Annotated in this window: 23 protein-coding genes and 1 pseudogene; 10 read left to right on the top strand and 14 right to left on the bottom strand. The window is 43.1% G+C overall.

The annotated features are described in order from the left end of the window. Window positions 1-123 precede the first annotated feature (123 nt). Window positions 124-702: an RdgB/HAM1 family non-canonical purine NTP pyrophosphatase gene (gene rdgB, locus HWQ36_RS25565; protein WP_292708053.1), complete on the top strand. Its 579-nt coding sequence runs from the start codon at window positions 124-126 to the stop codon at window positions 700-702. Window positions 703-754: 52 nt separating this feature from the next. Here the strand turns inward: rdgB and HWQ36_RS25560 are convergent, their stop codons facing one another. From HWQ36_RS25560 to HWQ36_RS25530, 7 genes are all read right to left on the bottom strand, one after another. Further along, the gene (locus HWQ36_RS25560) at window positions 755-1,093 is read right to left on the bottom strand and encodes a P-II family nitrogen regulator (RefSeq protein ID WP_012410794.1); all 339 of its coding nucleotides are present in this window, start codon (window positions 1,091-1,093) and stop codon (window positions 755-757) included. Window positions 1,094-1,438: 345 nt separating this feature from the next. Then, on the bottom strand, window positions 1,439-2,047 hold the full coding sequence (locus HWQ36_RS25555; RefSeq protein ID WP_292708038.1) for a hypothetical protein: 609 nt from the start codon (window positions 2,045-2,047) through the stop codon (window positions 1,439-1,441). Between the two features lie 265 nt (window positions 2,048-2,312). Then, window positions 2,313-3,134, bottom strand: a complete 822-nt coding sequence (thiD, locus tag HWQ36_RS25550) for a bifunctional hydroxymethylpyrimidine kinase/phosphomethylpyrimidine kinase (RefSeq protein WP_292708034.1) — start codon at window positions 3,132-3,134, stop codon at window positions 2,313-2,315. Between the two features lie 341 nt (window positions 3,135-3,475). Beyond that, the gene (locus HWQ36_RS25545; RefSeq protein WP_292708030.1) at window positions 3,476-4,822 is read right to left on the bottom strand and encodes an FAD-binding oxidoreductase; all 1,347 of its coding nucleotides are present in this window, start codon (window positions 4,820-4,822) and stop codon (window positions 3,476-3,478) included. 108 nt (window positions 4,823-4,930) lie between these two features. Beyond that, on the bottom strand, window positions 4,931-5,071 hold the full coding sequence (locus HWQ36_RS25540; protein WP_292708027.1) for a hypothetical protein: 141 nt from the start codon (window positions 5,069-5,071) through the stop codon (window positions 4,931-4,933). Continuing rightward, window positions 5,068-5,403, bottom strand: coding sequence for a hypothetical protein (locus HWQ36_RS25535; protein WP_292708024.1), 336 nt, complete (start codon window positions 5,401-5,403; stop codon window positions 5,068-5,070). Before HWQ36_RS25535 ends, HWQ36_RS25540 begins: the two co-directional genes overlap by 4 nt. Window positions 5,404-5,424: 21 nt before the next feature. Beyond that, the gene (locus HWQ36_RS25530; protein WP_292708021.1) at window positions 5,425-5,907 is read right to left on the bottom strand and encodes a tetratricopeptide repeat protein; all 483 of its coding nucleotides are present in this window, start codon (window positions 5,905-5,907) and stop codon (window positions 5,425-5,427) included. A 262-nt stretch (window positions 5,908-6,169) separates the two neighbouring features. Between HWQ36_RS25530 and HWQ36_RS34440 the strand changes: the two are divergent. The 3 genes and pseudogenes from HWQ36_RS34440 to HWQ36_RS25520 form a co-directional block, all read left to right on the top strand. Beyond that, window positions 6,170-6,345: pseudogene (locus HWQ36_RS34440) on the top strand (hypothetical protein); the annotation flags it as partial. Next, window positions 6,314-6,547 carry a uracil phosphoribosyltransferase gene (locus tag HWQ36_RS25525; RefSeq protein WP_366829705.1) on the top strand — a complete coding sequence of 78 codons (234 nt, stop codon included), beginning with the start codon at window positions 6,314-6,316 and terminating at the stop codon, window positions 6,545-6,547. The pseudogene HWQ36_RS34440 and the gene HWQ36_RS25525, both read left to right, overlap by 32 nt. Before the next feature lie 231 nt (window positions 6,548-6,778). Further along, window positions 6,779-7,183, top strand: a complete 405-nt coding sequence (locus HWQ36_RS25520) for a DUF2294 domain-containing protein (protein ID WP_292708018.1) — start codon at window positions 6,779-6,781, stop codon at window positions 7,181-7,183. Here HWQ36_RS25520 and HWQ36_RS25515 read toward each other — a convergent pair. Both HWQ36_RS25515 and HWQ36_RS25510 read right to left on the bottom strand, forming a co-directional pair. Continuing rightward, on the bottom strand, window positions 7,117-7,548 hold the full coding sequence (locus tag HWQ36_RS25515) for a response regulator (RefSeq protein ID WP_292708015.1): 432 nt from the start codon (window positions 7,546-7,548) through the stop codon (window positions 7,117-7,119). The genes HWQ36_RS25520 and HWQ36_RS25515 overlap by 67 nt on opposite strands. A gap of 261 nt (window positions 7,549-7,809) precedes the next feature. Continuing rightward, entirely contained in the window at window positions 7,810-9,114 is a 1,305-nt protein-coding gene (locus tag HWQ36_RS25510; RefSeq protein ID WP_292708012.1) for a CCA tRNA nucleotidyltransferase, read from the bottom strand. Window positions 9,115-9,385: 271 nt separating this feature from the next. Here HWQ36_RS25510 and HWQ36_RS25505 point away from each other — a divergent pair, with 271 nt between their 5' ends. From HWQ36_RS25505 to HWQ36_RS25490, 4 genes are all read left to right on the top strand, one after another. Continuing rightward, window positions 9,386-9,634, top strand: a complete 249-nt coding sequence (locus tag HWQ36_RS25505) for a Ycf34 family protein (protein WP_292708009.1) — start codon at window positions 9,386-9,388, stop codon at window positions 9,632-9,634. A 332-nt stretch (window positions 9,635-9,966) separates the two neighbouring features. Next, window positions 9,967-10,626 carry a tRNA (adenosine(37)-N6)-threonylcarbamoyltransferase complex dimerization subunit type 1 TsaB gene (gene tsaB / locus HWQ36_RS25500; RefSeq protein ID WP_292708006.1) on the top strand — a complete coding sequence of 220 codons (660 nt, stop codon included), beginning with the start codon at window positions 9,967-9,969 and terminating at the stop codon, window positions 10,624-10,626. A gap of 150 nt (window positions 10,627-10,776) precedes the next feature. After that, window positions 10,777-10,911 carry a hypothetical protein gene (locus HWQ36_RS25495; protein WP_292708003.1) on the top strand — a complete coding sequence of 45 codons (135 nt, stop codon included), beginning with the start codon at window positions 10,777-10,779 and terminating at the stop codon, window positions 10,909-10,911. A 61-nt stretch (window positions 10,912-10,972) separates the two neighbouring features. After that, the gene (locus HWQ36_RS25490; RefSeq protein ID WP_292708001.1) at window positions 10,973-11,365 is read left to right on the top strand and encodes a type II toxin-antitoxin system VapC family toxin; all 393 of its coding nucleotides are present in this window, start codon (window positions 10,973-10,975) and stop codon (window positions 11,363-11,365) included. 55 nt (window positions 11,366-11,420) lie between these two features. On the opposite strand, the gene HWQ36_RS25485 is transcribed toward HWQ36_RS25490, so the two are convergent. Next, window positions 11,421-12,338 (bottom strand): AEC family transporter, encoded by a 918-nt coding sequence (locus HWQ36_RS25485; protein ID WP_292708211.1) that lies wholly within the window; start codon window positions 12,336-12,338, stop codon window positions 11,421-11,423. Window positions 12,339-12,440: 102 nt separating this feature from the next. Here HWQ36_RS25485 and HWQ36_RS25480 point away from each other — a divergent pair, with 102 nt between their 5' ends. Beyond that, complete coding sequence (locus tag HWQ36_RS25480) at window positions 12,441-13,247, top strand: M15 family metallopeptidase (protein ID WP_292707998.1); 807 nt, start codon at window positions 12,441-12,443, stop codon at window positions 13,245-13,247. A gap of 94 nt (window positions 13,248-13,341) precedes the next feature. Here HWQ36_RS25480 and HWQ36_RS25475 read toward each other — a convergent pair whose 3' ends face one another. The 4 genes from HWQ36_RS25475 to acpP form a co-directional block, all read right to left on the bottom strand. Further along, window positions 13,342-13,551: a hypothetical protein gene (locus HWQ36_RS25475; RefSeq protein ID WP_292707995.1), complete on the bottom strand. Its 210-nt coding sequence runs from the start codon at window positions 13,549-13,551 to the stop codon at window positions 13,342-13,344. Between the two features lie 116 nt (window positions 13,552-13,667). After that, window positions 13,668-15,695 carry a transketolase gene (gene tkt, locus HWQ36_RS25470; protein ID WP_292707992.1) on the bottom strand — a complete coding sequence of 676 codons (2,028 nt, stop codon included), beginning with the start codon at window positions 15,693-15,695 and terminating at the stop codon, window positions 13,668-13,670. Between the two features lie 331 nt (window positions 15,696-16,026). Continuing rightward, window positions 16,027-17,277 carry a beta-ketoacyl-ACP synthase II gene (gene fabF, locus HWQ36_RS25465; protein ID WP_292707990.1) on the bottom strand — a complete coding sequence of 417 codons (1,251 nt, stop codon included), beginning with the start codon at window positions 17,275-17,277 and terminating at the stop codon, window positions 16,027-16,029. A 293-nt stretch (window positions 17,278-17,570) separates the two neighbouring features. Beyond that, entirely contained in the window at window positions 17,571-17,825 is a 255-nt protein-coding gene (gene acpP / locus HWQ36_RS25460; protein WP_292707987.1) for an acyl carrier protein, read from the bottom strand. 422 nt (window positions 17,826-18,247) lie between these two features. Between acpP and HWQ36_RS25455 the strand changes: the two genes are divergently transcribed. After that, the gene (locus HWQ36_RS25455; protein ID WP_292707984.1) at window positions 18,248-19,159 is read left to right on the top strand and encodes a CoB--CoM heterodisulfide reductase iron-sulfur subunit B family protein; all 912 of its coding nucleotides are present in this window, start codon (window positions 18,248-18,250) and stop codon (window positions 19,157-19,159) included. Window positions 19,160-19,645: the final 486 nt, after the last annotated feature.

Raw genomic sequence — 19,645 nt, 5'->3', positions numbered from 1 at the left:
TTTACGAGTAGGTTGGGTTGAGGGACGAAACCCAACACGAAAAACCCTTGGTTTTGTTGGGTTTCACTAAAGTTCAACCCAACCTACATTTTTTCTACGCTCAGTACAAGTGACCAATGACTAATGACCAAATCACTCGTAGTAGCTACAGGAAATCCAGGTAAGTTGAGAGAAATGCAAGCTTACCTGGAAAATTCTGGTTGGGAATTAACCCTTAAACCTGAAGAATTAGACATTGAGGAGACGGGCGAAACCTTTGCCGCAAATGCTTGTCTGAAAGCGTCACAAATTGCTAAAGCTACAGGAAACTGGGCAATCGCTGATGATTCGGGCTTGCAAGTAGATGCCCTGAATGGCGCACCAGGGGTTTATTCTGCACGTTACGCCAAAACTGACTCAGAACGCATTGCTAGGGTATTGAAAGAATTGGGTAACGAGGTAAATCGACAAGCACAATTTGTTTGTGCAGTAGCGATCGCTCGTCCTGATGGTGCGATCGTATTACAATCTGAAGGTATTTGTCGTGGCGACATTCTCCACGCACCTCGTGGTGATAGTGGTTTCGGGTACGATCCAATTTTTTATGTCCAAGAGTTGCAATTGACCTTTGCTGAGATGACACGAGAGTTGAAGGGTTCAATAAGTCATCGAGGCAAGGCTTTTACAGCTTTACTCCCGCAACTAGAGAGAGTTAAGAGTTAGGAGTAGAGACGCGATTAATCGCGTCTGTCTGTACTCTTAACTCATAACTTTTTTAAACTGCTTCTGTGTTCTTTTCGCCAGTCCGAATCCGAATCACTTGCTCAACAGGCGAGATGAAAATTTTACCATCACCGATTTCACCAGTGCGGGCAGCAGCAATAATTTTGTCTACCACCATATCAACCTGATTGTCGTCAACGACGATTTCCACTTTGAGTTTTTGCAAAAACTCAACGGTGTACTCAGAACCGCGATACCGTTCAGTTTGGCCTTTTTGCCGTCCGAACCCCCGAACTTCAGAAACAGTCATACCAACAATACCAGCGTTAACCAAGGCAATCTTTACCTCATCTAGCTTAAATGGGCGGATAATAGCTTCTACTTTTTTCATCTTCTTGACTCCTGACTTCTACTAGCTTCGTTTATATATCTAACCAGATCCTTTGTCTGAAGCTGTAACTACCAGTGCTTTTCCTAAAAGATATGTAATAATTACCACTTTTCTAAAGTGTAGATTCTTTGCCTGATGTTTGAGACATGAGAACCAGCAAGGATTTATTAATTGAATAATCTTTGAGGTTCTAATATAGAGAATTTGCTGTCAAGCTAGCATATTATGTAGCTTTTATAACCTATAAATAGATAAATTCCGATGTTTAGCAGATATCTTCAGATGTTTAAAAAGTGATTGCAGAGAAATTGCTCGTTAGCCTGCTGCTGACTGTGGGAGTGTCAACTAACGTTTCTGATGTTCAAACAAGGGACGTACAACGAAATATCCAGCGCTAAAGGCAGTAAGCATGATTAACAAGATGGTGATAATTAACCACCAGCCATTGAGTCCTTTGGCATCTGACTCAGTAGTGGAATAATACCTTACTTGCTGCTCTTCTATAAAAACTGGTTCTTGTATCGGGAAATTCATTTCCATTACAGATGTAGCAAAGTTTTGGCGGCGGCTTTTTTCGGGTGGGGCTTTGGAGACAACAGGTGGACGCGAATGAGCAACCTGTTGACGTGGAGGCGCTTGAGTTACTGGCACTTTAGTGGCGCTTTTCACACCGCTAGAAGTCTGGGTGGCTTGGTGATAGCTAGGCTTAACATGGGAATCCACAAAATTTTGCAAATGAGAAAAAGACTCAACAACTTTGATAATTTCTTGGCGTAATAGTTGATTTTCTTGTGCTAGTTGCTGATTTTGGGTAGTGAGTGCATTGAGCCTCGCCTGTGCTGCTTGCAACTCTGCTGACAATTCTCTGTATACAGATAGTGGTACAGAGGGAGGGTAGGCTTGAGTAGTTGGTGTTGGCGAATTTCTGTGAACAGAACCTATGGTTGTTCGCATCGGTGGCTTGGTATTAAAAATCAAGGTAAGTAGATCGTACAGAGATGCTAACAGAGATAGTCAGCCCTGAAACTATGCCCAAGAATAATAGAAAAATTCCGAAAGGGCAAAGATTTTTTATTGGGGCATTGGGGATAGGAACTCGGGCAGAGGGGCAGGGGGCAGGGCGCAAGGGGGAGAGGAAGAAACTTATTCAATAATTTTTCCTTGTCCCCCTGCTCCTCTGCTCCTCTGCTCCCTGCCTCCTTGATGACTGACTACGAGGTTAATTTCGTAACAATGGGAAGAAGTGTCCTACAGGGCCTTGTCCTTTGCCAATATCTAGGGCGTAAGTGAGTGCAGTAGTCACATACTGCTTTGCCTGTTGCACTGACGACCACAAGTCATTTCCCTTAGCCAGATTAGCAGCGATCGCAGCTGATAGTGTACAACCAGTACCGTGAGTATTTTTTGTCTCTACTTGCTGGCAAGTCAAAACTTCCAACTTGTCCCCATCAAACCAGATATCAACGCCACGCAAATCTCCCTGCATACCGCCGCCCTTGACTAAAACAGCCTTCGTCCGTAAAGTCTTGTGAATAATTTCAGCAGCAGCTTGCATATCCTCCAAGGAATTAATTTGTAACCCACTCAAAATCTGAGCTTCGTAACGATTCGGCGTGATGATAACTGCTTTGGGAATCAGGGCATGGGATAGAGTCTTCACAGCATCATCATCAATCAATTGTGCCCCTGTCCGTGACACCATTACTGGATCAACTACTAGATTCTCGATTTGTAAAGCTTCCACCTGCTGGGCAACAGCAAAAATAATTTCCTGATTGAGCAACATCCCGGTTTTGGCAGATTGTACGCCAATATCCTCAACTACTGCCTGAATTTGCGCCACAACAGCCTCTGTTGCCATAGCATCGACCCTTTTCACTCCTAGAGTGTTTTGTGCCGTGACGCAGGTTATAGCGCTAGTACCGTGGACACAGTGAAAAGCAAAGGTGCGTAAATCAGCTTGAATTCCTGCACCACCGCCACTATCTGAACCAGCAATGGTTAAAGCAACAGGTATTCTGGAGTTTATGTCAGTGTTCATTATAAAGAGAAAGTTTTGATACAGCAGAATTAAGGAGCCAGAAAGGGCAGAACTAAAACACGCTTTATTGACTTAGCTTGTATATAACACCCAACTTGAAGTCTGCTGTATGTGTTTCTGTAGGTTGTTGACGTACCTACACTTACCTGTACTCAGGAAGTGTAGGCTTCTCAGAGACTCTTTAATGAAGACATAATCTGAGTTTTGTAGGTTGGGTGCAGCGATAGCGTAACCCAACATAAATAAGCTGGTAATGTTGGGTTGCGTTTCACTCCACCCAACCTACATCAATATATCTTTCATATCTTTTAAAAAACTCTAGGTTTCAACATAGATGAGGTTTAATTTTGAATTGGTAATTGAATAACCTTGCTTTTACCAGGATTCATCAACCGATATGGGTCAACTATTTCTTTAAATTTTAACTGTTCAGGAGCAATAACTTTTCTGCCTCCGTCTTCCATAATATAGGTGTGGGGATTGCCAATATTCACACCATGTTCTTCGTGATAGCGAATAATCTCATTGAGACGTTCTTCTGTGGTGTAGCGAACAAGTTGCAAACCAGCAGGAGCTACAGCACCGTTCAACCGAAAAAATTCCAAATGCATCATCACTTCATCGCCGAAGTGATGATACAACTGCTCTACCACTTGCAAACTGCAATCGCTAGGGAACATACTTTGTAAGTAGGTAATTGTAGTATCTACACTCCTTGCGTGTAAGGTAGTGTGGTTCCAGCTAAATTCTATTAAATGTGTTCCTTTGGCTGCTTCCTCGGCTGGTTTTTCATAAGTAATCTGGCCGCCATATTGCTGCACTAAACCTGGTAAGAATTCCAAACTCGATTCAGCAATTATTAAACATACTGGGTGAGTCCCTTCAGGAATGTACTGTTGTAGGGCGTGAAAGTATTGGGGTATTGGAGATGCAAAGACAGAAATCAACTTTTTAATCATGCCATCAGCATTGCCAAGAGCCTGACCAAATTTTGCTGCTGTCATAAAGTCGTCAAATGTGACAATGACTTCTGCCCAAGGATAAGCTGGCCCCAATGGGATTTCTACTTCGGTAATGATGCCGTTAATTCCCCAAGCATGATTCACCTTGTGTACATCATCACCACGTAATTCGATCGCACGGGGTTCATCTTCTACAGTTACTACTCGCACTGCTAAGATATTACCGCGATCGCTTAGTAACCCATATTGTATCGAGCCAACACCCCCACTTCCCCCAGCAATAAATCCGCCAATTGTCGCTGTCCGGTAAGTCGAGGGTGCCATCCGAATTTCCCAGCCAATCTCTCTGGCTTTTTTATCCAAAGCCGCCAACTTCACCCCAGCTTCTACCCGCGCCACCCCCGGTTTTACCCAAGGAATCCCTTGCATTCGGGTCATATCTAAAATTACGCCACCATGTAAGGGTACGCATTGCCCATAATTTCCAGTTCCCGCACCCCTCACTGTTACGGGTATACGGTGTTTCGCACAGGCGGCTGCAACTTTTAAAACCTCTGCTTCATTGGCGGGACGCACTACAATATCTCCGACTTTTCCCTCTAGTTTCGGTACAAGTACCGGGCTAAAGTTGTGATAATCCTGGGATAATTTTGCTACTTGGGCAGAATCAGTGATAGTTTCTATACCTTCTAGAGAATTAATCAGGGCATCCAATTTTATCGTCATAGCTTATATCCTTTTTTTTGACGCATAGGGACGCACAGGTTCGCAGAGAATTAACTCCTCTATGTTTTAAAATTTTAATTCTCATTTTTTACAGCACTTTCATGCCACTTATTTAATATAAATTGGTTTGCCTTTAAAGTAGGCAAGGGTTTTAATTGCTGGGTTGGGATGTGCAATAAGACACCAAGGGTCTTTCTGGAAAATTGCTGCGACTGTAATTTGGGGAATATTTTGTGCTATGGCGTTCACGGCATCAATGCCATAAAGAAATCTACCGCATTCCCCATCAACAATTGAGTACCACTGCAAAGCTGGAATTTACCCATTTTGATGTTGACATCTAAACCGTAGTCTTTGTAGATACCAGTGGCGATAACCTGGTAAAATTCGCCGTGTTCTGCTTGTGCTATCCAGTTTTTACCAAACGTAACTTTATCCAACTGAGAATTGCTAGTTGATAGTTGGTTGCTGTTAGTACAAGCAGCAATAACGCTGCTACCAATCCAGATAGAAGCGTATTGAATAGAATTGCGGCGACTAAGGCGATGAATTGCTGTTGATGAGGATGATGACGGATTCATAAAACAGGATGATGCTCTCTCCTATCTGCCGTCGTAGCTGAATCTAAATGTACATTCTAGAATCAACTTTTGATTAACTAGTGAATAGGGCTGAATTTCTAAAGCACGTTTAAAAGCTTGGATAGCTTCACCATATTCTCCTAGTGCTGCATAACACAAGCCCATACCGTGAAGCGCTCCAAAATGTATCGGATTTATTTGTACAACCATCTGACAATCTGCCAGAGATTTTTGATAATCACCAATACTGTAATAGAGGAAAGCACGACGATTCCAGGCTTCGGCAAAATCTGGCTGGTCTTTAATTAGTGCTGTCAGCGCTGTTTCAGCTTCAGCAATTTCACCCGCATCTAGTAACTTTTGACTACGGTCAATTATTTCCAGCCCATAGATTCCCTTTTGCTGAAACCAGATCCGCCAAATTTTTCTGGTTGCTTTGTCCCGGACTGTGGCATCGGGGTTTTTCAACTCTTCAAGTAAGGAATTGATAGATAAAGAATCCATGAATTTGAAATCAGTGAATATACCTTTGTATTAACTTTCTCACAAAATATATCTACTGAGCCATTTTTAAAGTGATCTTTAAATTTACGCTGATTAATTGCTATTTATGAATTTACTGTGTGATTTATTGTATTCAGCAATATGACTAATATCACACTCGACATTCAGAGTCATAAAAATAAAAACTTACTAGAGGTAGTTGACAGATTTCTAGTGACTAATAGCTGAGAAACATCCTTAAAGAAATAATAACTATGCCTAAATTTGGGATTTACCAGGCATTAGCAAGCGCTTTGGGATTGTAGAGGCACAGTTGCGTCGCACTTTGTTTGAACAAACCGGGAGCATGTTTATAGAGTTGTTGACGCGATCGCCTTTGAAGGTGTTTTGAGCGTGGATATTGTCGGTGATCTGGCTGCGATCGGTCATCCCAACAAGCTTGGTTCAGATATATGCAACTGTCTGCTTACTCGCTGCACCGAAAGGTATCGAGCGTTTTTGTGAGCAACATTCTGATGTGCTACTCTATACCTCTTTCATAGATGGTAATTTGGATGAACATAGCTATATTATTCCTGGGTTGGGAAATGCAGGCGATGCCTGCGGCGGGCTACGCCTACGGTTATTGGGCACACAATAAGCCGATCGCTCATTAACACATGATCATCAATGCAGTATTAACCGGGCACTTCACTAATCATTGATTAACAACTTTTATATTCCTCAAATTAGATAATTCTTTTAAACAAATCTGTAGTAAATATATTACAACATAAAAAATAAGTTTCTCAGCCTATTTCATGAACATCTACTATAATATTGAATACTTCGGTTTTGAAACTAGAATGATAAATATTACATTGTAATTTTAATGATACAAGCTAATATTGAACAATTAGAAACAGAAATATCACAAAGAATTGTAAAACTATATAATGACAGACTAGGTAAGTCTCCTAGCCAAATAGTTTGTCATTTTTTTGATACTGAAATTGTAATTTCTCTAGAAAACTCTGTTACCCAAGCTGAACACACTTTACTGAAGGGAGGTTATAAGATTTTAGCTGAACAAGTACGATTGTATTTAGAGAAAATAATTAAACTAGAATTGAAAAATTTGCTTGAGGAAATTATTGGTCAACCTATCCTTGAACTGATGATCAACACAAATTTAGCAACAGGTCGAACTGGGATTATTGTGGTTTTCAATCAATTACCTGAAGTTCGCAATCTCGAATCTATTTTCAAGGAAAATGCAAAGAATTTAGATGACTGAATATACCGACTGATTACCACTTCTAATTGATTAAAATCGTAGGGTTTAGTAATACAATCATCAAATCCTGCAAGCGGACTGGATTCATCATCTTGTACCACTGTTAGAGGTGTTACTGCAATAATTGGGATAGCAGCAGTTTTTGAATTGTGTTTGAGGTCATCAATGACTCGGTTAGCACTCAAATTAGATAGCATCGTATCTAGCAGGATTAAATCTGGTTGATGAGTTTGTGCCAACATCACAGCCCTCACCCCTTGCTTGGTACAAATGCATGAAAAATTTAATATTCCTAGATGAGAATTAAGTAGCTCTAAATCATGTAGATTGTGTTCTACAACCAAAATTAAAGGCTGTCCATTCATTAGCAGTTAGTCCTGTCCAAAAAAGTCTACGCATAAAGACTCCGCCCACTAGGAAAATCGAGAGGTCTTTTTTTCTGGTAACTGCTTAAGTAAATATACGAGGGTGCATTCTGCCGATTAACTAGGCCATGAAGTAAATAGACTGGTGTATAATCCATTTGGTTGTCCATCTATGCTAAATTTCAGGGAAAAGCACGAGGTGATAATATCAAGCAAATAGTAGCATAGATGATGCGTATACTGACAAGATTGACTAAACGATCAATCTGCCTTTTCTTGTAATTGACGTGCAAAAGCGATCGCTTCTGTTGGGGTTGAGATTTTCCCCTCAGCTTGCGCTACGCCAATTTCTGTCAAAAGTTGTCCAATAATTGGTGAAGCTGGAATATCTAATGCTATAATCAACTCCTTCCCGCTCACTAATAGAGTGGGATGAGCAACCAGATCATCAGGGTTCAGGTAGCGGTCGATCAAAGGTATCCAGACAGGGCAGCTACTTGCTTTGGTTTGCAAACTTGTAGCGGCTGCTGTGTGTGGTGGCTTGTCACCAGACATCGCCTCTACCAAATTATCAAGTGCCACAGCCAGCACTGCCGTAGTGGGAAACACAATATCTGCGTCACGGAATAAAAAATATTGTTCTCGCAAGGACATATCGACTACTTGAAACTGCGGTAACAATTTCAGAGCAGTGGTTACACCCCGGATTTCGGCACGACTATAAGTTAGTTCCTGTAGCTCTATTTCTGCTAATTCGGGATTTGGATTGACAAGACAAGCAAGTTTGGCAATACCTAACCAAGTGGTTTTGATCCTATCACGGACATATTCTTGTAGTTTTGCCCCTAATTGTTGCCAATTTTCTGTGAGTAAGGCGGCTGCATTGTCAACTGCGGCTAGTTTGTTCAAGCTTTCACGAGTAGCATTTTTGAAGAAAGGGGTAAGTAAACCATCTTCCCAAGCACTTGCCATCCAAGGAGTACCCTGAGAATTTGCCAGTAGATAGCCAATTTCTACCCGCACTCGTTCGGCTGCAACTTTGCTCAGATGTGATGCCAAAGAACAAATTGCGGTTCGGGTAGCTGGCTCAATAGTAAAACCTAATTGGGCGGCTTGGCGATAACCTCGCATTAAGCGCAAAGGATCATCTTCTAAGTTTGCGGGTGATATCATTCGCAAAATGCCCTGTTGTAAGTCTACATAGCCTTGTAGAGGATCGATAATTTCTTGTGTATGGGGATTATAAGCGATCGCATTTACTGTAAAGTCCCGTCTGTGCAAATCAACCTCTAAACTATCTCCTTCCTGTTGGGCAAAGTCGGCTGTGGCGTGGGGAAAAACCACACGAGCAATATGTCGTTCGGCATCGAGTAACACAAAACCAGCTTTATAATGATGAGCGATCGCTCTTGCTACCTTTACCGCTTTAGATGGGATGACAAAATCTAGATCCAGATATTCACGAGTTCTGCCAAGTAGCGCATCTCGCACAGCGCCACCTACCATGTAAGCGGGTTGTGGCAAGAAGTCTAAACTAAAAGGCCAAGTTTCGGGATCTAATAGCATTTTGGATTTTAGATTTTAGATTGTATACTTCTACGCTGAAGCAAGCTACGAGTAGCATCTTGTAGAGAAAGAGTAGAGACTACGCTGTCAGTGGCGGATCTGATGTTGACTTCTGACAAAAGGCGGACTTTCCTTGCTCCGCTCCTAAATTCTGACTTCTGACTTCTGAATTCTTCTTCAAGCATTGTAATAAAAATCAACCCAGCAACTCATGAATAACGGTTGAGCTTAAGTTAGATTAACAATAAAGGCCCCTGGAGTTGGTTCTATTATGTGTATTTGTGTGAACTGCCACTATGTAGACAGCTGTTTTACCTATCATGCCGTAGAAGGGCAGCACCAACAGCCTCACTTGACTGAAACACCCAATTTTGAGCCGAATGAACCTTCTATCAATGTCAATATTCGGACAAAAGATGATGTGATTGAGATGGAATGGGATGTTGTTGGTTGTCTCAGCTTTAAACGGGAAACGGGTAAGTGGTCGAAATTGCGTCCTGGTGAATTAGTGCCAACTTGAAAAGTCAAAAGTAGTATATTATGCCTCAGTCCATTAATAACAAAATCTTGACAATTCCATCCCAAGTTTCCTAGTGAGAGTAAAAGTATTTAGTTTGATTTTACACACGTAGATTATTCGTGGGGTTTTTGCGATCGCAAAAACCCTGATTCTTTCGTTGACCCCCCGCGAAAATGACCCCTTCAAAACCAGTCAGAGTAAGGGTTATAGAAAGGTAGGGTTTTTCAATCACTTCCCCTCACGGGGATGGAAACAAAGTGAAAACTCAGAACTGTGATGTGGTTGAATAGAGAAATCAAGTCAACTCTAAAAAATAAATATTTTAATTAACTTTGACCACAGAACTAAAACACCTCACAACCACAAAATACGCTTTATCACTGCACACCACCACTCCCGAATTGGGTTTAGAAATTAGTAATTTTGCAGGCGATACTCGCTCTCAGGTTTGGAATTTGGGGCGTGATTTATCTAGTCTCATACATCAATATTTAATTGAATTTATCAAACCGCAAACTTGGGCAGATTTGTCATTTATCGCAGTTGCAAAAGGCCCTGGTGGCTTTACAGGAACTCGGATTGGCGTTGTTACTGCTCGGACTTTGGGGCAACAGTTAGATATCCCTGTATTTGCGATTTCAACTTTGGCTGCCGTAGCTTGGTCAGAAGAACGCAAAAGTCAAAGTCCGAAAACTATTGCTGTGGAAATGCCAGCACAACGAGGTCAAATTTTTGCTGCTATTTATCAGTTTGAGCCAGATACTTCTAAACTAAAAGTGTGTTTGTCAGATAGAGTGTTCACACCAGAAGCATGGCAGGAAACTTTAGCGAATTGGAACACTAATTATCAGTTGATTCAAGCTCAATCTGGGTTAGCAGCGACGGTGACAAGTATTTTAGAACTAGCTAATCTCGATTGGCAAGAGGGGAAGTATCCTAATTGGTCAGAGGCTTTGCCATATTATGGGCAGCATCCAGTACAGGATGCATAATGCTTCTAAACTAGCTATTTAATGACTAATTGACTTACTAAACTGCAAAAAGTGCGCCGCCGATTCCCATATTCTAAAGACGAGCCATCATGAACGAAGCGGAAACAAGCACCGAACTTATTGATTAATAACCACCGAAGAGTTTGACTTATGCTGATCCAGAAGATTGTCCAAGAACTACAAGATATCCCTGAAGACAAACTAGCAGAACTTTATGACGTAATTCACTACTTTCGACTAGGTTTAGTCAAGAACGTACACAACCCCGCACCCCTGGTTTATTGAAAGGAAAACTCGGCGATGCTTTCTTTGAACCACTCCCAGAAGAAGAACTCCAGCAATGGGAATGAGCTACCTCATCGACACCCATATCCTGCTGTGGTGGCTCTTTGACGATCAAAAACTCCACACTGACTGCCGAGACATCATTCGCAACCCAGATCATCGCATTATTGTCAGTAGTGCTTCTGCTTGGGAAATTGCCACCAAATACCGCATGGGTAAACTACCCGAAGCCAAACAACTTGTTGAGCAATATTCACAGATATTGCATCAGGCTAAATTTATCGAACTTGCCATCACCACAGTCCATGCGCTCAGAGCAGGAAGCCTACCGATTGCTCACCGAGATCCCTTTGATCGCACGATCGTGGCTCAGGCTGAACTCGAAAGTTTAGCTGTCATCACCTACGACAAAGCTTTCCAGACTGGACTGATTCACGTAATTCCCGACCTCTAGTAAAGACTATGAACGAATTTACAAATGCGATCGCACACAGTGCATAAATCCAAAATCAAAACAGCCACAGCCAAACTGGGAGAGTAACCAACAATACTATAGCCCCAGCAGCTAAGGCAGTAACTGCTAAATCGCGATCGAGATTGAATGTCTCAGCAATTACCAGTGTGGCAAAAGCTGGAGGCATGGCCATTTGTAACACAATGATTTTTGCGATCGCCCCAGTTAATCCAAAGAGGGGTAAAATACTCCCCAATATCAAGGGAACTAGCAGCATTTTGATTCCCAAGCTTATCCCTACTTGTGGTAGACTACGCCAAGATTTGAGCAGTGCCAGTCGCATTCCAATTAACACCAGAGATAAAGCTACACTAATCCAAGCAAATTTATCCAAGCAGAATTCTGCGACTGTGGGAATTGTCACCTGCCGAAACAGCAAGCCAAATCCAAAACCCCACAGAGCAGGATTAATTAAGATAGACTTGCTAATCTGCCAATGATTCTGGACACCGCCGCCAAAACGCGCTGCTAGCAATACACCCAAGGCATAAGTTCCGGGGAATGAACCTAACAAATCGTAGAATAACGCCCAAGCAAAGTATTCTTTGCCTACCATTGCTAAGGTAATGGGAAAACCAAGATAACCTGTATTACCCAACATTGCGGCTAATATCAAGCTAGCCTGAGTTGGTGGTTGGAGGACGATATTTCTAAAATAGGCTTGTCCTTTAATCCCTAACCAAGCTAAAAAAGCTCCTAGTAAAATGGCTAGGTAAGCTATTCCAGGTGCAACCAAAATTTGCCCTGACAAGCTGGATTGACGCAAAAAGGATACTATGCTTATAGGTACTCCCACCCAAAAAAGAAACTGTCCCAAACGTGTAGGAACTGTCACAGGTAGTTTGCGTCCCAGAATAAAACCTACCAGGACTAATCCTCCCAGCTTGACGTATAGTTCTAAAAGGTTTGTCAAGATTGCGCCTAAGAACCACAGATGTAAAATGCTACCTGTTACGTCTACTTTTGTCCAGTGCAAAATCTGTTATGGCTATCCCACAAAAACAGGAGTTTACCCTTGAATAAGGCAGGGTTTTCTGGAAAACCGCAAAACTCATCGAATGACCTTGGTGATGATGATATTCCAGTGGCTGTACGTGATACCCCTGTTGCAGCCCGAAAAATGTGGTTGCAACCCCAAATTATGCTGATTGGCGGAGTGGTGGGATTTATCCTGCTGGCTTTAATTAGCGGTTTTTTGTTTTTCGTCACTGCACCCAAAAAAACCGCCGATTCTCAACCTTTACCAGCTACTTCTGCTCCTCCAACTCCAGCACCATCTAATAATTCTAGCGATACTGTATTAGGGCATTTTCCCTACCCAGAAGCGCCTCAGTCACAACTAATAACCATCTCCGCAAATAGGGGCTTTAGAATGCGAAAAGCTGCTGCCCAAAAATTTGAGGAGATGGTAGCGGCAGCGAGGAGTGCAGGCGTAACTTTAGTGCCAATTTCTGGCTTTCGCTCAGTTAAAGACCAGGAGCAATTGTTTTTTGGTGTCAGTGCCCAGCGAAATCAAACGCCAGCAGAACGAGCTGCCCTGAGCGCTCCTCCTGGTCATAGCGAACATCACACAGGTTATGCTGTGGATGTTGGGGATGGATCGGTACCGGCAACTAATCTCCAAACCAATTTTGACAAGACTAGGGCTTATCAGTGGCTGCAAGCAAATGCAGCACGTTTTAGCTTTGAAATGTCCTTTCCTAAAGATAATGTTCAAGGTGTGAGTTATGAGCCGTGGCACTGGCGTTTTGTCGGCGATCGCGATAGCTTGGAAATGTTCTACAAAGCCAGAAATTTGAAACCCGCTAAGATTTCGCCATAGAAGTTATTCGATTTTAGATTTTAGATTTTAGATTTTAGATTTTTCCTTCAATCCAAAATCTAAAATTGGCAGAGTCAGAATTAATTGATTTTACCTACTCCCTCTCCTCTAACAGAGGCTGAAGAATCACTTCCTTAAGGGCTGGACAGTAGTATTCAGCAATTTTCTTAGCGATCGCAGCAGCTTTGACAGTGGAGCCAAACAGGAACAAGCTTAAGAAGCTGGGTAGAAGCCAGCTAAATTTTAAAATGTTTTCTTTGTGTGTGAGAAGCATCGGCGATCGTTTTGTGTGATGAAAATTCATGAACGAATAAAAGCCGCCCACCATTAAAGCACACATATCTATAAACAATCTCCCTCGCGTAAAAAAAGGTGGGCATCTTGCCCACCTCACAAAATTTTGAGAATATTCTGTTGCTATTAACCCAACAATTGTTTAGCCTTAGCTAACACATTATCAACGCTAAAGCCAAACTTCTCTAGACAAACATTACCTGGAGCCGAAGCACCAAAGCGATCGATACTAACGCAATCACCTTCAGTACCAACATACTTATGCCAACCGAAACTGCTACCAGCTTCTACAGACAAACGCTTGGTGACAGCTTTTGGCAGAATGGATTCTTTATAAGCTGCATCCTGTGCTTCAAACAGTTCCCATGAAGGTAGCGAGACGACACGAACTTTCTTGCCTTCAGCTTTGAGTTTTTCGGCTGCGCCGACAGCGAGGCTCAATTCTGAACCAGTACCAATCAAGATGATTTCAGGTGTACCTTCGCTATCAACCACAGTGTATCCACCCTTCGCCACACCCTCAATTGATGTACCTGCCAAGTTGGGAACGTTTTGACGGGTAAACGCTAACAGAGAAGGAGCGTTTTGCTTTGCTTTCTCGATCGCTATTTTATAAGCGCCAGAGGTTTCGTTACCGTCTGCGGGACGGAACACGGTTAAATTAGGAATGGCTCGCAAGGAAGCCAGAGTTTCAATGGGTTGGTGTGTGGGTCCATCTTCACCTTGTCCAATGGAATCGTGAGTCATCACCCAAATCACGCCAGCTTGAGAAAGGGCGGATAAGCGGATGGCAGCACGCATATAGTCTGTGAAGATCAAGAAGGTAGCACCGTAGGGGATTAATCCTGAACTGTGCAGCGCTATACCATTACAGATTGCGCCCATAGCATGTTCCCGCACACCAAAGTGGATGTTGGGGTTTTCATAGTGCCCTTTTTGGAAGTCGCCCTTGCCCTTGATTTCGGTCAAGTTGGAGTGGGTTAAGTCAGCTGAACCACCAATCAATTCAGGTAACACTGCCGCTAGTTTGTTGAGGCAGTTTTCTGAGTGTTTGCGGGTGGGCAGTCCTTTCTCTTCGGGGGTGTAGGTGGGTAGTACCTTATCCCAACCGTCGGGTAGTTTGCTGCTTATGTAGCGTTCAAATTCAGCCGCTTCTTGGGGATACTTAGCTTTGTAGTCGGCAAAGGTTTTATTCCATTCGCTTTCGTAGCCTGCACCGCGTTCCACTGCTTTGCGTGTGTGGTTGAGAGCATCTTGGGGAACTACGAAAGGCTCGTATTCCCAACCCAAATTTTTCCGAGTCAAGGCTATTTCGTCTCCACCCAAAGCAGCACCGTGAACACCAGCAGTGTTTGCTTTATTGGGAGAACCATAACCAATGATGGTTGTCACCTTAATCATGGTCGGCTTATCGGTGACAGATTTAGCTTCTTCAATTGCTTTGGCGATCGCTTCTAAATCGGTATTACCATCTTTAACATGCAGAACATGCCAACCGTAAGCTTCAAAGCGCTTAGAAACATCTTCGGTAAATGCTACATCTGTGGAACCGTCGATGGAAATGTGGTTATCGTCGTACAGAGCGATTAGTTTGCCTAATCCCAAGTGTCCCGCGAAAGAAGCAGCTTCACCAGAAATACCTTCCATGTTGCAACCGTCACCTACAATTACGTAAGTGTAATGGTCAACAATCTTGGTATCGGGTTTGTTGTATTTAGCAGCAAGATGTGCTTCGGCGATCGCTAAACCAACTCCATTGGCAATTCCTTGACCCAAGGGGCCAGTTGTGACTTCCACGCCTGGGGTCATGAAGTTTTCAGGGTGTCCAGGGGTTTTGGATTCCCATTGACGGAATTGTTTGATATCTTCAATGGTGACGCTATCGTAGCCTGCTAGGTACAGTAGAGCGTACTGCAACATCGAGCCATGACCGGCAGACAAGACAAAGCGATCGCGGTTAAACCATTTGGGATTTTTGGGATTAAACTTCAAAAAGCGATCCCAGAGGACAAAAGCCATCGGAGCCGCACCCATTGGTAGTCCTGGGTGTCCCGATTTTGCTTTTTCTACGGCATCAACAGCCAAGAAGCGGATTGAGTTAATACAAAGTTCTTCGAGGGACAGTTCTCTGGCGGATTGGGTTGCAACAGTCATAATCTCTTGTTTTTAACGACGGGTTAGCACTCTTCGTAGCTTCTCTTACTGGGGTTATTTTAGATTCCCCACAGTATCCTCATCATCCCACCCCCGCTTGTGGATGGACAAGCGGGATCTCCTGAGTTTATGGTGATAAATCAAGCTGATAATTGGGTCATGCTGAACGCTTAAATTATATCGGAATGATATTTCTGATACTTTGGGTATGGGGCATTGGGCATGAAGAAGAGACAAGGGAGACAAGGAAGAGGGGGGAGACACGGGAGATACTTGTTCAATAATTCCCCCTTGTCCCCCTACTCCCTGCTCCCTGCTCCCCTGCCTTCTTTTAGACGTATTTCTTAAAGGCCAGTGTGACATTATGACCGCCAAACCCAAAAGAATTGGATATTGCCACCTCGACTTTTTGAGCGCGGCTGTAGTTAGGCACGTAATCTAAGTCACATTCTGGATCGGGATTTTCCAGATTGATTGTTGGTGGAATTTGGTCATTAGCGATCGCCAGTACTGTTGCCACGGCTTCAATACCTCCAGAACCGCCTAATAAATGACCTGTCATCGATTTGGTCGAGCTAATTGCCACCTTATAGGCATATTCTCCCAAGGCTTTTTTGATGGCTGAGGTTTCAGTTGAATCATTCGCCGGGGTACTAGTGCCGTGGGCATTAATGTAGCTAATCTGTTCGGGAGTTATACTGGCATCTTTGAGCGCTAGTTCTATGGCTCTCGCTGCACCTAATCCGCCAGGGACGGGGGAAGTGATATGGTATGCGTCACAGGTCATACCATAGCCGATCATTTCGGCATAAATGTGAGCGCCGCGACTTAGGGCGTGTTGCAGTTCTTCTAGAATTAAAATTCCTGAACCTTCACCTAATATAAATCCGTTGCGATCGCGGTCAAAGGGGCGGCAAGCATGAGCCGGATCGTCATTGCGAAAAGAGAGGGCTTTGCAGGCAGCAAACCCAGCCATTGATAATGGTGTCACAGCTGCCTCTGTTCCGCCGCAGATCATGGCTTTGGCATATCCCCCTTGAATTAAGCGGAACGCATCGCCTACAGCATTAGAGCCAGCAGCGCAGGCAGTTACAGGGCAGGAATTTGGCCCTTTAGCACCCGTGTGAATTGCCGTTAATCCTGCTGCCATATTAGCGATCATCATCGGTATCATGAATGGACTACAGCGATCAGGCCCACGGTTGAGGTAGATAGTTTGCTGGTCTTCTAATACCTTAATGCCGCCAACGCCAGAACCGATCATGACACCTACCTGTTCTGCGTTCAGTTCATTAATAACTAACTGCGCGTTAGCTAGAGCCTGTTTTGCTGCCGCAACCCCAAATTGGGCAAATCGATCCATGCGCTTGGCATCTTTGCGCTCCAAGTAATCATGTGGATCGAAGTTTTTTACCTCACCAGCAATGCGGCAATCATGGCTAGACGCATCAAAAAATGTGATGTGGTCAATGCCATTGCGTCCACTCAATAATCCATCCCAATATTCTGTTGCTGTGTTACCTATCGGTGTAATCGCGCCAACACCAGTTACAACAACGCGTTTACGTGTATGATCTGTCATGATTCAGTTAAAGGTGGCGAAAAAGCAGCAGGCATTAAACAGTGCTGAGTTCTGTTAGCGGATAGCTAGGGTTTAGCCCGTACTGAGTTCTGAGTTTTGGAAGCACACAAAGATGGAGAAAACTCCGAACTTTTGCCTCCGAAAACTCTAACTCCTAAACTTTTAACTGTTCAGCACTCAGTGAAAAGTCAAAGCAGTGGTTTTTGCCATAAACGCCCAGAGGGAGCGAGACAAAGCCATCTGAACTTCTCCTAATAGGAGACTCCAAGGGCGAACGGAGACTCAAAACTTTTTTAAGCTGATGCAGCAACTTTGTTATTGATGTAATCTACTGCGTCTTGAACCGATACAATCTGCTCGGCAGCTTCGTCGGGAATTTCAATATCAAATTCTTCTTCCAAAGCCATCACGAGTTCAACAGTATCTAGGGAATCGGCTCCTAAATCTTCCATAAACTTAGCTTGTGGAGTGATTTTGGCAGCATCTTCAACACTCAGTTGTTCGATGACGATTTTCTTGACCTTTTCAAAAAGTTCTGTTTGGCTCATAAATAATAAAAGTCCTTAACCAGTTGCTAGGATCTACTCTTTAGAGAAGACATTGTTTTGAGCATATACATCTTATCGTCAAGCGCGATCGCCCGTATACTGCCAAGGGTTTTTCTGTTAGAAAACCTCTCCTGTTCCTCAAAAAAATAGGATAAATTTTCTGGGAACAGTTGTTTATAGGAGCGGGCTACGCCATCGCCGACACCGTGTAAATGCTTTGATTGTCAATTATTGCTAAATTTTTTTACAATGTCTCGATCAGTATTTACAGCCTCGCTAGCAATCAGAATATGTAGACGCTTGGGCTTTGAAACTAGATGCTTCAAGAATCGCTGAAGGTCAAACATCAGAATTTTGGTGCTAACAAGGAGTAATAAAACAGTTATTGTTTAAAGCGATCGCTCTAACCCAAATATACCTCTATGCTATCTCAGACACTCAAACTCAAGTACGCTTATTTCCCCGGTTGTGTTGCTCAAGGGGCCTGTCGGGAACTTTACCAGTCAACTCAAGCCCTTACCAAAGCACTAGGTATTGAATTGGTTGAACTTAAAAAAGCTGCTTGCTGTGGTTCTGGCACATTTAAAGAAGATTCTCAACTGTTAGAAGATACAGTTAACGCTAGAAATATCGCCCTAGCAGAAGAATTAAATTTGCCCTTACTTACCCATTGCAGTACTTGTCAAGGTGTTATTGGTCATGTGAACGAACACCTGAAAGAATGCCAGACAACTAACCCTACCTACATTGAACAGGTTAATGGCTTGCTGCATAAAGAAGGCTGTTCACCCTATCGCGGCAGTACTGACGTTAAACATCTTCTCTACGCTTTGGTGACAGATTACGGTTTAGAGGAAATTACCAAACGTGTCACCCGGAAGTTAACTGGATTAAAATGTGCGGCTTTTTATGGCTGTTATCTCCTCCGCGCCCAAAAATCCATGCCTTATGACGACCCATTCCAACCGGAAGCGATGGAAAATATGTTTCGGGCAGTGGGTGCAACACCAATTTATTATCGAGGCCGAACACAATGTTGTGGTTGGCCCCTCGCTAGTTATGCCACTACCCAATCTTTCAAAATGGCGGGGATGCATATTCAGGATGCTTTGACATCTGGTGCTGACTGTATAGTTACACCTTGTCCACTATGCCACTTAAATTTAGACTCGCGTCAGCCAGAGGTGGAAAAGGTAATTGAGCAAAAGTTAGGTTTACCAGTATTACACTTACCCCAGTTAATTGCTTTAGCACTTGGGGTTAGTCCAAAAGAACTGGGTTTAGAACGCCACGTTGTTTCCACCAAGCCAGTGTTGGAGAAATTAGGATTTTAGTTAGTTTGGAGAGTACAAGGTATAGACACAACAATGTTCATTGGTATCAACTTAAGCAAAAACCTACTTTGTTTCAAAGTTTTGCAGAGACGCTCAATTTCGCGTCTTTACACGCTTATTAACCTGCTAATAAATGTCATTGATGTATTAGCCGTTATCAATACTCAAGTCAAGGGGATGTAAGCGTATAAATTTCTGTCATAATACTTGTGCAGTAAGGTACGTACAAATAGATGCGATCGCCCTTACGAAGCTTTTTCAAAAATCAAACACTAATCTTAATACGCACCCAATTATTTAAATGCCCTACCTGCATTATTACATTAGACATCTCCAGAAATTAAATATGCGTTATCCAGAACCCTTGTAGAGACGTAGCACTGCTACGTCTCTACATTCTTTTTCGGAGATGTCTATTAGGTATACCAATATCGTAGGGCTGGGCTATAAGACAACCGCGCGTGCCCCAGAACTGATGCAACAAAG

It is taken from the genome of Nostoc sp. NMS2 (assembly GCF_017115105.1).
Taxonomy (GTDB): Bacteria; Cyanobacteriota; Cyanobacteriia; order Cyanobacteriales; family Nostocaceae; genus Nostoc.
Note: the sequence above shows the minus strand (reverse complement) of the source record. Positions and strands in the feature narration are given on the sequence as shown.

What these genes read in the sequence shown, in the direction of transcription:
- HWQ36_RS25545 (WP_292708030.1), bottom strand. Translation starts at nt 4,822, where the DNA reads ATGACGATAAAATTGGATGCCCTGATTAATTCTCTAGAAGGTATAGAA.
- HWQ36_RS25495 (WP_292708003.1), top strand. Translation starts at nt 10,777, where the DNA reads ATGCTGATCCAGAAGATTGTCCAAGAACTACAAGATATCCCTGAAGAC.
- HWQ36_RS25455 (WP_292707984.1), top strand. Translation starts at nt 18,248, where the DNA reads ATGCTATCTCAGACACTCAAACTCAAGTACGCTTATTTCCCCGGTTGT.
- HWQ36_RS25530 (WP_292708021.1), bottom strand. Translation starts at nt 5,907, where the DNA reads ATGGATTCTTTATCTATCAATTCCTTACTTGAAGAGTTGAAAAACCCC.
- HWQ36_RS25520 (WP_292708018.1), top strand. Translation starts at nt 6,779, where the DNA reads ATGATACAAGCTAATATTGAACAATTAGAAACAGAAATATCACAAAGA.
- tkt (WP_292707992.1), bottom strand. Translation starts at nt 15,695, where the DNA reads ATGACTGTTGCAACCCAATCCGCCAGAGAACTGTCCCTCGAAGAACTT.
- HWQ36_RS25560 (WP_012410794.1), bottom strand. Translation starts at nt 1,093, where the DNA reads ATGAAAAAAGTAGAAGCTATTATCCGCCCATTTAAGCTAGATGAGGTA.
- HWQ36_RS25505 (WP_292708009.1), top strand. Translation starts at nt 9,386, where the DNA reads ATGTGTATTTGTGTGAACTGCCACTATGTAGACAGCTGTTTTACCTAT.
- HWQ36_RS25475 (WP_292707995.1), bottom strand. Translation starts at nt 13,551, where the DNA reads ATGAATTTTCATCACACAAAACGATCGCCGATGCTTCTCACACACAAA.
- rdgB (WP_292708053.1), top strand. Translation starts at nt 124, where the DNA reads ATGACCAAATCACTCGTAGTAGCTACAGGAAATCCAGGTAAGTTGAGA.
- HWQ36_RS25515 (WP_292708015.1), bottom strand. Translation starts at nt 7,548, where the DNA reads ATGAATGGACAGCCTTTAATTTTGGTTGTAGAACACAATCTACATGAT.
- thiD (WP_292708034.1), bottom strand. Translation starts at nt 3,134, where the DNA reads ATGAACACTGACATAAACTCCAGAATACCTGTTGCTTTAACCATTGCT.
- acpP (WP_292707987.1), bottom strand. Translation starts at nt 17,825, where the DNA reads ATGAGCCAAACAGAACTTTTTGAAAAGGTCAAGAAAATCGTCATCGAA.
- HWQ36_RS25510 (WP_292708012.1), bottom strand. Translation starts at nt 9,114, where the DNA reads ATGCTATTAGATCCCGAAACTTGGCCTTTTAGTTTAGACTTCTTGCCA.
- fabF (WP_292707990.1), bottom strand. Translation starts at nt 17,277, where the DNA reads ATGACAGATCATACACGTAAACGCGTTGTTGTAACTGGTGTTGGCGCG.
- HWQ36_RS25555 (WP_292708038.1), bottom strand. Translation starts at nt 2,047, where the DNA reads ATGCGAACAACCATAGGTTCTGTTCACAGAAATTCGCCAACACCAACT.
- HWQ36_RS25490 (WP_292708001.1), top strand. Translation starts at nt 10,973, where the DNA reads ATGAGCTACCTCATCGACACCCATATCCTGCTGTGGTGGCTCTTTGAC.
- HWQ36_RS25535 (WP_292708024.1), bottom strand. Translation starts at nt 5,403, where the DNA reads ATGAATCCGTCATCATCCTCATCAACAGCAATTCATCGCCTTAGTCGC.